Source organism: Sphingobacterium kyonggiense (assembly GCF_039536825.1).
GTDB lineage: Bacteria > Bacteroidota > Bacteroidia > Sphingobacteriales > Sphingobacteriaceae > Sphingobacterium > Sphingobacterium kyonggiense.
In genome coordinates this window covers 255,014-267,174 of the sequence record NZ_BAAAZI010000004.1, presented here as the reverse complement: position 1 = coordinate 267,174, position 12,161 = coordinate 255,014, and the positions used below count along the sequence as shown (strand labels likewise).

The 12,161-nt window shown below is 37.9% G+C and carries 9 protein-coding genes; 1 reads left to right on the top strand and 8 read right to left on the bottom strand.

Annotated elements, in window-relative coordinates:
- Window positions 1-32: 32 nt before the first annotated feature.
- The 3 genes from rpmF to ABD676_RS02225 all read right to left on the bottom strand — a co-directional run bounded on the left by rpmF (window position 33) and on the right by ABD676_RS02225 (window position 1,504).
- Window positions 33-224, bottom strand: a complete 192-nt coding sequence (gene rpmF, locus ABD676_RS02235; RefSeq protein WP_344673040.1) for a 50S ribosomal protein L32 — start codon at window positions 222-224, stop codon at window positions 33-35.
- Between the two features lie 14 nt (window positions 225-238).
- Window positions 239-778 carry a YceD family protein gene (locus ABD676_RS02230; protein WP_344673039.1) on the bottom strand — a complete coding sequence of 180 codons (540 nt, stop codon included), beginning with the start codon at window positions 776-778 and terminating at the stop codon, window positions 239-241.
- A 75-nt stretch (window positions 779-853) separates the two neighbouring features.
- Window positions 854-1,504: an epoxyqueuosine reductase QueH gene (locus ABD676_RS02225; protein ID WP_344673038.1), complete on the bottom strand. Its 651-nt coding sequence runs from the start codon at window positions 1,502-1,504 to the stop codon at window positions 854-856.
- 125 nt (window positions 1,505-1,629) lie between these two features.
- On the opposite strand from ABD676_RS02225, the gene ABD676_RS02220 reads away from it, so the two are divergent.
- Complete coding sequence (locus ABD676_RS02220; RefSeq protein WP_344673037.1) at window positions 1,630-2,691, top strand: hypothetical protein; 1,062 nt, start codon at window positions 1,630-1,632, stop codon at window positions 2,689-2,691.
- A 663-nt stretch (window positions 2,692-3,354) separates the two neighbouring features.
- On the opposite strand, the gene ABD676_RS02215 is transcribed toward ABD676_RS02220, so the two are convergent.
- The 5 genes from ABD676_RS02215 to ABD676_RS02195 form a co-directional block, all read right to left on the bottom strand.
- The gene (locus tag ABD676_RS02215; RefSeq protein WP_344673036.1) at window positions 3,355-4,206 is read right to left on the bottom strand and encodes a transglutaminase-like domain-containing protein; all 852 of its coding nucleotides are present in this window, start codon (window positions 4,204-4,206) and stop codon (window positions 3,355-3,357) included.
- A gap of 46 nt (window positions 4,207-4,252) precedes the next feature.
- Window positions 4,253-4,915, bottom strand: a complete 663-nt coding sequence (locus ABD676_RS02210; RefSeq protein ID WP_344673035.1) for an ABC transporter ATP-binding protein — start codon at window positions 4,913-4,915, stop codon at window positions 4,253-4,255.
- Between the two features lie 43 nt (window positions 4,916-4,958).
- Window positions 4,959-7,313 carry an ABC transporter permease gene (locus ABD676_RS02205; RefSeq protein WP_344673034.1) on the bottom strand — a complete coding sequence of 785 codons (2,355 nt, stop codon included), beginning with the start codon at window positions 7,311-7,313 and terminating at the stop codon, window positions 4,959-4,961.
- 21 nt (window positions 7,314-7,334) lie between these two features.
- Complete coding sequence (locus ABD676_RS02200; protein WP_344673033.1) at window positions 7,335-9,725, bottom strand: ABC transporter permease; 2,391 nt, start codon at window positions 9,723-9,725, stop codon at window positions 7,335-7,337.
- Window positions 9,726-9,942: 217 nt separating this feature from the next.
- Window positions 9,943-12,069, bottom strand: a complete 2,127-nt coding sequence (locus ABD676_RS02195) for a hypothetical protein (RefSeq protein WP_344673032.1) — start codon at window positions 12,067-12,069, stop codon at window positions 9,943-9,945.
- Window positions 12,070-12,161: the final 92 nt, after the last annotated feature.

Here is a 12,161-nt window from a genome sequence, read left to right as displayed (position 1 = left end):
ACTTTTCTGGGATGTTTTTTTGAAAGATGTCTTTAGACAGCAGCAGTATGCTCAACGATTAATTTGCCGTTATAGTATAGATTACCGTCTACTGTATAAGCGTGGTGTGGTCTGTGTACCGCGCCAGTTTCTTTACAAACAGTTAAGCCTGGTGCTTCTGCTTTATAGTGCGTTCTTCTCTTGTCTCTTCTAGATTTAGAAGTTTTACGTTTTGGATGTGCCATCTCGTATTTTTGTTTTAGTTATTTTTAATTTTTTTCAATGCTTCCCAACGTGGATCAATGTTGCCATCTTCTCCACCTGATAAGTCTTCTTCGTTTTCGCTCTGAATCCGCTCTAACATAACCGGATCACAATTTACACCAACACCCTGCTCTGAACATTTCGTGTAAGGAGGAACTGCAACATTGATGTACTCATACAACAAAGGCGCAATATCCAACTCATAGTCGCTCTTGGAAAGTACAACCACCTCCTCGGTGTCCTCATTCCAATCCTCTTCTATGAATTTTACCAATGCACGCTCCTTAATCTCAACCGGATAATCAAAGCTGGATAAGCAAACATCACAAGTCAATTTTATTGTGCCTTGGATGTTGAAATTTGCCACCAACATGTTCTCCTGTTTCTGCAAGTCAACAACCACTTTCAGATCGCCTTCCTGCACTAAGGAATGTTCATAACAAGCAAAGAACTTCTCATCAATTTCAAAGTCAAAACTGTGTTTACCTGTCGAAAGTCCTGAGAAGGGTATTCTATACTGTTTTAGATACTTCACAATCTTGCATTTGAGCCTGCAAAAGTAACGATTAATTAAGTATAAATGAAATTTATTTTTAAAAAATCCTACAGGCTATTCGTAATAATTTTTACCTAGTTCTATTTTCGGCCTATCATTCGCCATACGCCACTTATTCGTGTCGCGTAAGGAGTAAGCACAACCGCAATATTCTTGCATATAGAACTTCTCTCTTTTGCTGATCTCTAGCATTCTAGCCGATCCACCTTTCTTACGCCAATTGAAGGTCCAGTATTCCATTTCCGGATGTCTGGATGCCGCCTTTAAGCCGCAATCGTTGATCTGCTCCATGTTCTTCCAGCGCGAAATCCCTAAGGAACTCGAAATCACATCAAAGCCATTGGCAGCAGCATATTCTGCTGTCTTTTCAAAACGCATGTCAAAGCACATCGTGCAACGGCTACCACGCTCTGGCTCATTCTCCATTCCTTTGGCTAATTCAAACCAATGGTCAACATCATAATCCGCATCGATGAATGGAATATTATGCTTCTCTGCAAATCGGATGTTCTCCTCTTTGCGCAAATCATACTCCTTGCGTGGGTGAATGTTGGGATTGTAGAAATAAATGGTGAAATCAATGTCGGAGGATATCAATGCCTCCATCACTTCCCCTGAACAGGGTGCGCAGCAGGAATGTAGCAACAACTTCTTCCCTTCTTTAGGCAAGGAAAGCTTCTCTCTTTCAAATTCTTTATTCTCCATGGGGCCTAAAATCTATTCTGCAATGTTACAAAAAACGATGTATTTATTCAAATTATCAATCTTAACATCCCTTAACGAGCGCTGAAAGGGATATTTTTATACATTTGTAATAAAATATTTTCTCTATGACATATAGATGGTTATTACCCCTAGTCTTTTTAGGTGCACTTACATTATTTACCGCTTGTGAAATGAATGACGATGAGCCTGCTAAAAGTAGCGCTATCTCTAGATTATATGTTTCCTACAGTGACTATCAATTTGATATTAATAAGCCCAAAATCTACAATGTTTCCATTGTATCCAATGCCGATTCATCCGATTTTGGATTACTAAAACTAGACTTCTTATCTCCTGCAGCTGGGGGATCCGCTATCTATTTTCACCCGGGTGCACAAACCGTCTTCCAATCTTCTTTAAACCGTACCGAACGAGATTCAACGGTTTATAGCATGTACGTCGGCCAAACAGGTCAATTGACCAATAGAGGGAAGATCATTTATGAAAGAATGGTTAGCCCGAGGGGATTGGTATTCCACCCTTTCTTGGACAAATTATATGTCGTTCAAATGTTAGATGGAACACCTTCCGTCTTGGTATATGATCGCCCTAGAGGAATCGATAGACAGATTATTCCAAGCCAGATTTTTGAATTCGCAGGTTCTAAACTGTATTTTGATGCGACCATTGTCAACAGCAACTTAATTTTGAGCCGCCAAGGGGCTAATGGTGGATTGGATATCTTCGAGAAATTAATTAGTGCTCGTGATATTGCATTAAATAATATTCAACCTACGCGTTCATTGACCGTTACTGGTGCCAATAATATACAAGGGGTATCGATTGATACAGTCAATAATGTTTTAGCAATGACCGATTATACCACGCCAACATCGGGAGATCCGGTTGGCCGAATATTGATCTTCGAAAATTTCTCGGAAATCAGCAAAGCTAGTGGAACAATTACGCCAACACGTATCATCACAGGTGCGAATACCAAACTTAAAGGACCTACGGATGTGGACTTGGATTTTCGTCAGGATAGCAAATACCTGTACGTGGCTGATCCAGTATCCAAAGCGGTTTACCGATTTGATAAAAATGCCGAAGGCGATGTTGCCCCGAACGCTACTTTTGAACGCTCCGGATTAAGCCCTATCAGCCTCTCCTTAGATGCCAGAAATTAATCGGAATACTTCCAGACCTTAAACGAATATTTATAATGAAGGATCTTGCTGCACAGTAAGATCCTTTTTGTTGTATAGAACTTGTTTATTCATGCTAGTTGCTCCGATTCCAATAGGAGTTTGCTGTATGTTTTCCTCCAGTTTGCTTCGAGAACCCTAGGGAATTTCTAAGGATCTGATAGGGATCTTGTTCGGATCTCGTTCGCTTCTAACCGAACGAGATCCGAAGGAGTTCCGAACAAGTTCCGAAGGAGATCCAAAGAAGTGTCGAATCAAACCCTTGTGAGAGACGTAGAGACAACAGACAAAAGACATCAGAAGTAGAAAGGAAAAAGTGGAAAGTAGACATGAGACCGCAGCGCTATTAGATATGAGATGGGAGATAGAAAGGGGGAAACGGTCGAAGCATGCTTCGACCCTACGGTTATGGTGGTTTGGGATAATAAAATTACGATTGTTTGTAGGGGCGATGCATGCATCGCCCGCCCAACCATAAAATCTTTACAGCTTAACAGGTCTTTTTCTATTGTCTAAAATCTGATGTCTATTGTCTAAAATCTGATGTCTATTGTCTAAAATCTGATGTCTATTGTCTATCATCTGATGTCTATTGTCTATCATCTGTTGTCTTTTCCCTATCACCCGTTGTCTCCACAAATGCCATTACTCTCCACCTTCTATAAGCGACAATAGGAGCTCTACTTCGAGTTTTTTCTCGGCGTTGTCAATATGGTCATAAGCGGCAATAAGATTCCTTAGAACGCGCTTAATGATAGCCAGGTTGTCACATGGTAGGGTGTACTCATCCGATATTGGAAGATTCAGTTGGCGCAGAAAGGCAAAGATGTCTTCCTCGCGCATAATCTGTCCTCGGTTGAATACATTGATATAGAATAATACTTTATCGTTGTTTTCGCCTTCTACATAGGCAAGTACAAAATGTTTGGGCAGGTTGATACCATAGATGGGTATATCCAACTTTTGAGCTACCAAAGCATAGATACAGGCTAGACTAATTGGATTTCCTTTTTTAGATTCCAATACCTTATGGATAAAGGAATTTTGAGGGTCATGGTAATTACTGGTATTTCCGGACAAACCAAATTCGCGGAAGAGGATATTGTTCAGCAATTTTACTTTTTCCACAGGACTCATATCATACATGAGGTGGAACCAAGCATTGCGTCTTAATTCGGCAAGTTGGAAATAAACCTGTTCATCGTTCAGGTTGGGGTATTGATAACGATTGACAATTAAAAGGCCTTCCAACAGATCTTCAGCATTGTTCAACTTCCAAAGTTGGAGGTCATTCTTGACTTGATCAAATTGGATTTTATGGACGATATTCTCGATGCGACCTTGGGATAGTGGATCAAAAGAAGATTCCCAAGAGCTTTCTAACAGGGGAATAACCTCAGGACCACAGGTGATAAGTTTGTGTTCGATTTCCCGGAAGATATCCGCATCAGGATCGTCCAAGAGATAAATTAGTGCCTTTATTTCTTTTTCGTTCACAACGAAATTTACGAAAATAAAGGCACATCACAAAAATTGGCTAAAATTATTGCTTCAATTGCCCATCCAGCATATTGATAATACGTTTTCCATATTCGGCATTTTTCTCGGAGTGCGTTACTTGGATAATGGTCACTCCATCTTCGTTCAATTGCTTGAAAAGTGCCATAATCTCTTCGCCCTGCTTGGAATTCAGGTTTCCTGTAGGTTCATCTGCCAATAATAATTTTGGTGAACCAGCTAATGCACGGGCTATCCCTACAATCTGTTGTTGACCTCCGGACAGCTGTGCCGGGAAAAGATCCTTTTTCCCAACAATGTTAAAGCGATCAAGCAGGTCACTGACGATGCTCTTGCGTTCTGAAGAGGAAATATTCTTGTAGATCAAAGGTGTTTCAATGTTTTCATAAACCGTCAACTCATCAATTAAGTGGTAGGATTGAAATACATAGCCTATATGCGATTGAAAAAGTTGGGTTCTTTTTTTTGGTTTCATTTCTAATACATCTTCATCCATAAAGAAGTATTTTCCCTCATTGGGTTCATCCAACATACCGATTACATTCAATAGGGTAGACTTCCCTGATCCGGAAGGCCCCATAATGGATATAAAATCCCCTTCTTCAATTTCTAGATTGATATCTTTTAATATAAATGACTTGGTACCTCCGACATTGTACCACTTGAAAATTTGCTCTAATTTGATCATGTTATAAGTATTATGCTTAATTTATTTTTGAATTATTTTTTGTTTAATCATCATTACGTAATGTTTTTATGGGGTTTGCTTTCGCTGCTCGCCAAGTTTGAAATCCTATGCTCAACATGCATATAACCGTGAGTAGGACTACAGCTAGAATAAAGACTCCATAAATTATTTGAATTTTGAAGGCGAAATTTTGTAGCCATTGATTCAATAGAATCCAGGCGATTGGAATACTGACAAACAGACTAAAGATAAGTATGATCAAGTAGTTTTTACTGAGCAGTTGGAAGATTTCCCATGCAGATGAGCCTAAAACCTTACGGATACTAATTTCTTTATTCCTTTGTTCCAGATTGAATAGTGAAATACCGTATAAACCAAGGGCAGAGATAAGGATAGCTGCAATAGTACCAGCCCAGGCTAATTTCATTACATTGTTGTCGCTTCGGTAAACCGCTTCCACTTGTTCCTTGATGAATTGATATTGAAAAGGTTCCTCTGGATATAATTCTTCGTAAATGGGGTTAAGTTTTTCCATTGTTTCTTGTAAACCCGTTTGATTCGTCCGTATGATTATGGTATTGCTATAGTTTGGATCATTGATTAATACTAAAGGCTGTATTTTATGCTGCATTTTTTGAAATGGAAAGTCTTTTACTACCGCAATTATCTGACCTTCTCTTCCATCGTAATTGATCTTTGTTCCCAAAATTGGTTGCTTCAATTCCATACGATTAACAGCAGTTTCATTTATAATGAAATTGGCTTGGTCAGTCTTTCTGTTGTCCTCAAACCATCTCCCTTCTTGAATTTGTAATTCATACAAAGCTTGAAAAGCTTCATCAACGGGTAGAATATTGAGCTGATAGTTTGCCGTATCTGATTTACCGGTCCATTTAAGGCTGTTGTCTTCGTTGTATTCGTCAATGATGGTGGAACTTAAGCTAGCTATTTGTACCTCCGGCAATGCACTGACTTTTTCTAAGAAGAGTTGCTTTTTCTGTAGACTTGATTCACCAGAATAAAAAGGCAATAAGATATCCACAAGTTGCTGGTAATCGTATTTCTCATAGGATGATTTGATGTAATTCATCTGCTGGGCAATTCCGATACTACAAGTAATCAATAACATGGCTGAGGCGAGTTGAAATCCGACTAACCAAGATCTTTTGGATGTACTTCCCAATTTAATCTTCTCGATATTTTTTAAGTTGCCTAAGGCAGGGATGGCTGAGAAGAGTAGAATAGGATAGGTGAAACTAATGAATAAGAGAAGAATCCACAGCCCTATTCCCATTAAAACCTGATACAACCCTACATGGATGGTAATGCCCAATAAATCTTGGAATAGAGGTAATAAGAAAAAAGTTAACAGGCTTGCCAATACTAAGCAGAGCGTAGCTATGATGGAAGCCTCTGATATCAAATGTTTAATAATATGGATTCGGCTTGCGCCAATGACCTTTCTTAAAGCAATTCCTTTGGCGGCTGAGAAAGATTTGGCGGTACTCAGGTTGATGTAATTAATGGCCACTAATAACATAATTAAAACAGCCAAAATGAAAATGGCATTAGCTAGGTTTTTATTGCCACGATTGGTTATATCTGATGTAGTTATGCCCTTTTCGGTATGTATCTGGCTTAAGGGAGTCAGGTAGTTTTTATAAGATGCTTTCCATTGATCCGATCCTTGGTTTTGAATGGCTTGGTTTAAGCCTTCGTTTTGGATAATCCCTTGCTTCAATTTAATAAAGATGCTATAGCTTGGAATGAAATCATATTGATCTCTTTCTTTCCAAAATGTATGGAGGTGCCTTGCAGCAATAGGTAGGAAAATTTGAAACTGAAAGCTGGAATTGCTGGGGTTATTTTTTAATACTGCTTGTACAGCATAGGGTTCTGAATCGATATAAATTGTTTTTCCAATTGGATTTGTATTTGGCCCAAAGTAAAGCTTAGCTTTATCTTCAGTAAGTATTACGGAATGCGGTTGTTTGTTGAATGATTCGAATCCTCCAGCAATAAATTGATAATCAAAGACCTTAAACCAGTTCTCGTCAATATAGGCTACTTGTTTTTCCTTCCACAGCTTATCACCTGATTTTATGGTTGGCAATATGCCGGTAATTCCACGGATAGCTGTTGCGGTCTCGATTTCATCCATATTATGGATTAGCTTATCCCGCAAAGGAAGCGGTTGACGATCAATAATTTCCTTTTCTTTATTCTCGGCAGTTAACCGGAATATGCGATTGGTATCTTGATGGTATTGATCAAAGCTCCACTCGTTTAAGGACCAGCAGAATAGCATAAACACCATACTCAATCCCAAGGACAGTCCAAGAAGATTAATATAATTTACTTGTTTATTGCGGAAAAATAAGCGCCATGCTGTTTTCATAGTTTAATAATTAGGTATTTCTTATTCGTCACGTAATGTTTTTACAGGATTGACCATGGCAGCTCGAATGGTTTGTAGATTAACGGTGATTAAAGTGATTATCAAAACAGTTAATCCACTAAGGGCAAAAAACCACCATTTTACTTCTATTTTATAGGCAAAATCTTCCAGCCATTTGTTGGAGAGGTACCATGCTAATGGACTAGCAAGTAGGGTTGCCAATAGCACCATCAAGACATAGTCTTTAGCGAATAGGTTACTGATATTCGCTATTGATGCGCCTAGTACTTTACGGATACCGATTTCTTTGCTGCGTTGTTCTACACTTTGCATCAGCAATCCTGTGATCCCTAAAGCAGAGATGAAAAGTGCCAGCCCGGAAAACAAAGTAAAAAGCTGCGCTTGTTTAGTTTCTTTTGCGTAGGCTTGTTGATAAAGATCGTCAATCCACTCATAAGTTAACATTCGGTTCGGGTAGAATTTATCCATCACCGCACCTATTGCTTTCGAGGAAGTAGTTTCTTGACCTGCTTTTAACTTAATTAAAATGCTCCCTGAAGATTCCAAATTCATTGCTACAACAGCTGTATTGCCGATGGCTTTGTGTAAAGATTGGCTATGAAAATCTGCTATTATGCCTACAGGAATAACTTTTAGTTGAGGATGAAGGAAACCTAGTTCGGTAATGCCTAATCGTTTTGCTGTACCTTCAGTAAGCAGTACTTTTCGTATTTTATATTCTTCTCCATCATCTTTGCCCTCACTAATTCCATCGTAATCAGCAGAGGTCAGGTTTCGACCTTTTAGCAATTTGAATCCAAGAATATCAGGTAAATCTTGGTCTGCTGTAATGAAATTGACATCTATTCTATTGCTTTCATTCTGAGGATCTGGAATCTGTTTGGAAAAATGACCTGTCCCTTGGCTGGGAACCCAACGTGTAATACTGACTTGTTCTACGCCACTTATCTTTTCTAGTTCTGCTTTTACAGCATGTACCTGTTTGCCTAATGAAAAGTAATTGATGCCTAGGATGTTTTTTGTCTTTATACCTAAGTCACTGTGTTGAACTAAACTGATTTGGGATTTTATGGTTATTAAACCAATTATTACGATCAATGAAATAGAAAATTGTAGGGTAATAAGCGCCCTTTTTATCCATACTTCGGATTGATTGCCTGTTTTGATTTTATTCCTTAAAGCTTCGGCTATTTTAATATTGGAAATCATAAAAGCAGGGTAACATCCGATTATTAGACTTAGGAATAGTATAATAAAAAGGCTTAAGCCTGCTAGTAAAAACAGCTTTTCTTTTACAAAAACCAGTTGAAAATCTAAGTAGGAAGTTAATACCGGCAGTATAAGCAGAAAAAGGCCAAAGGAGATGATTCCGGCAATTCCAAAGATGATAGAAGTTTCTAGAAGTAGTGATTTGATTAATTGACTACGTTTCGCACCGAGTACCTTATGTAGATGTATGGATTTTACCTTCTTGATGGTTCTGACCGCATAGATATTTATATAATTGATGCAGGAAAGTACCAATACCAATAATGCCACGGAAAGAAATATCATATTGGTCTTTTGGTTTCCACTTATTTTCGAATCTCCTAGAGGATCCAAATAGATATCCGTTAAGGGTTGAAGGCTAAAATGTGTTTTTAAATGGGCGTCATTTGTTAAAAACTCACTATACCATTTGTTGACTTTATTTGTCAACTGCTGAATATCGGTTCCAGGTTTAATATGGATAAACTGTTGGAAATAGAATCCACCACCATCGGCATTCAGGGGCATATTAGGTCTTCCAATGAGTTGAATGATTGAAGTGCGAAGAACGGAGTTATAAGGCAAATCAGCCATGACACCAGTGATAATGTATTCTTTTTGTTCTTCGGCATATGGGTCAGCAGATAATAGGATCTTACCAATTACATTTTCATTTGGGAAATATTGATCCTTGAACGATTTGCTAATCATGATATTCCTTTTTCCTGCTATTCTGTTTTTAGGAGTTCCTTCTAACACATGGATATCTAATAAATCGAAAACATTCTCTTCTGCTTCCAAACCCTCAAATTCTTTGGTGTTCGGATCTGCAGGATTCAAGTTTAAGTAGACACTGTTATTACGAATATGAGAAGCGGATTGGATTTCTGGAAAATTCTTCTGCAATTCATAGCCAAAGTTGATATATGCCTGTGGGTTACTATTAACCTGACCAAGACTGCTATCTTCTGTGATAATGCGATAAATCTGCTCAGACTTGGACCAACTCTTATCGTAAGAATTCTCCTCGATAATTACCGAGAAAACTAAATAGCATAGAACAAAACCAATACTCAAACCAATAATGTTGATGATACTATAGGTTTTGTTTTTTAAGATATTTCGGAATGCAAGCTGTTTCATATGGTTTGATATATCGTGCTGTTATTCTTTTGGTTAGTTCTATGATCTTTATACTAGCTGTTTCAAGTACTTTGCCATAAATGTAAGTAATTGGTAAGTAGGTTAGTAGATGTAAAACGCCGTACGCCTACTGTTCGATAGTGAACAGTAGGCGTACGGTTGTGGACAATAGAGATGCAGTGGTTTTTCTTATCTTTTATAGAAGTGAATTTGAATGTTATTGAAGGCTTAATTTTAAAGTGCAATTTCGAAGTTCCGCAATCCGGCCGTCCTTGAAAATTTCAACTGGATTTCTTGGAACACAGCATGGACTACCATTGGTATAGGATAAAAGAATAGAACCAATCACTTCGCCAGAAGTGATTCCTCCAAAATTTAATCTAGGATCATATCCAACTTGACAATCTTGTTTTATTTGACTTGAACCACTGTAAGAAAGTGACCAAGTATATTCTGGTCCACCACCTTGGATTTTACCATTGCCTAATAAAGTATAGGTAGTTTTACCACCCGAAGGCATAGTCGAGACCAATTTTTTCCCTGCTACCATTCGGTAGGCTGCATTGGAAATGTTAAGGTTCATAGGAAAAACGATAGGATGCCCATTGGTTAAATCCTCCAAAACCATCACAGCATTATTCAGGTAGTAATCTTTTTCTCTAAACCTGATGGTATCACTATTGTTATAAAAACCGAAAGTATGATCACCTTCCTTGGCGATTTGAACATACTGTCCTTTATACTTTAGCCTTACAAATAGTTGTTGACCTAAATAATATGAAAAAGCATCTCCAGGCTTTAGTGTCGTTATCAATGAACCTCTAGTAAAGTTATATACGCTATAATTATATGGCACTACTTCCAATAATCTATGGTAAACCTCCAATTGATAATCAGGGTTTAAAAACAATAGTTTTGCTGGCTTATCTTTGGACGTGATTGTGGAAAAACCATCGTTATAATTTATTTTATAATTGAAATTTTGATCTCCTAGTTCTTTTGAGTAAAAATGTATTTCCATATTGTTATTGGTGCCAGTTATTTTACCTTGTACTTTAGCGTTATCAATATATAGCGTAAGGTATTTTATATCCGGTGGATTTATGGTTTTACTTCTTTCAATAGGCCAAGAAGGTTTATTTCCGAAGATTTTACTTGCAAAAGGTAGATTCCATACCGATTGGAATTTGCTGAATGCTTGGAACAATTCGCCATATTTTTCTTGGTCCAATTGTGGTTGTAAGTTTCTTGCTTTCAGCTTAAAGTTGAATTTCTTTTTGATGTAATGGTGAAATTCACTCGCTGATTGCCCACCTACTGGTCCTTCAGCCTTTAGCCCCTTAATTCCTGCATGTAGCAAGTTAGAATTAGCAAGGATTTCATCTGATACTTCACCTACATAAATCATCGTCGTGGAGCCGATTTCCCATAGACTTGATTTTAATTGTATGGTCGCTGGGATAATATGAAAATAGAACAAAGATCCCGCGACTGCTAGCCCTGGTATTACACCCCAACCAGATAAGGATGAGAATTCTACTGCCGCATAACTGAGGAGAATACCGCTTGATATTTTCCATGTTAAAGGGATTAATTCATTATAGATGATGCAGTTTGTCTTTTGGAAGAAATCTGTTTGCTGACAACTCGTTTGATAAGAATAAGCTGATTTTTCATTTCTTGCGAGTTGACCAATTCGCATAATCGCTGGTCTTAATTGTTTCATGATTAAATCATCAACTTCCTTAATGTTTTGATAATTGGCTTTCAGAAATTTGACTGCAATTTGTTTTTGATCTGCTGATAGTTTAGCAAAATCTGTTTTCTTTTTAGCTAGACTATCTGTATAAACAGTAGATTGTTGATTGGCCTGGGCTTGGGTTAAAACTCCAAAGGAAACCAAACTATCAAGCCCCTCTTTTAAGGAGGCCATCTGTGCAGCTTGGTTAGCAAGTATTTTTTCAACATACTTATCTGGATCAGGTTCTGCTGGACCGGAGGAACGCACTTGTATTCTATAAGTTCGTGTTAATTCCTTGCCTTGAATGGTTATCTCTCCGCTCTGATCAAGAGGTACCATCATTAAGAATTTATTGTTATGATGTATTAAATCCACTTCCTTTCCGGCAATATTAACTTTCATGCGATCCTTTGAAAAGGAACCTTCATAGGATACTTCGATAATTTCTCCTTGCATATATTCATCTCGTTCAAAGAACAGTTCTAGACCTCTGGCATCTTGGTCGTCACCTAGAGCATCCTTGATTTTGTCGCAGGATATGAACATGCAAAATAAACTGATTAAATAAATAATCTGAGAGCGATAAAGTGTTGGATGTTTCATAACGGGTTTGTTTAACTCAAAGATAAGCTCGTTCTACTAGCGAGAAAATAACCCGAAATGTGTATTTTTTTTAAAGTTCATGAAATTAACTA

Coding starts and splice junctions, on each gene's coding strand:
- rpmF (WP_344673040.1), bottom strand. CDS start 224: ATGGCACATCCAAAACGTAAAACTTCTAAATCTAGAAGAGACAAGAGA.
- ABD676_RS02225 (WP_344673038.1), bottom strand. CDS start 1,504: ATGGAGAATAAAGAATTTGAAAGAGAGAAGCTTTCCTTGCCTAAAGAA.
- ABD676_RS02220 (WP_344673037.1), top strand. CDS start 1,630: ATGACATATAGATGGTTATTACCCCTAGTCTTTTTAGGTGCACTTACA.
- ABD676_RS02210 (WP_344673035.1), bottom strand. CDS start 4,915: ATGATCAAATTAGAGCAAATTTTCAAGTGGTACAATGTCGGAGGTACC.
- ABD676_RS02205 (WP_344673034.1), bottom strand. CDS start 7,313: ATGAAAACAGCATGGCGCTTATTTTTCCGCAATAAACAAGTAAATTAT.
- ABD676_RS02200 (WP_344673033.1), bottom strand. CDS start 9,725: ATGAAACAGCTTGCATTCCGAAATATCTTAAAAAACAAAACCTATAGT.
- ABD676_RS02195 (WP_344673032.1), bottom strand. CDS start 12,069: ATGAAACATCCAACACTTTATCGCTCTCAGATTATTTATTTAATCAGT.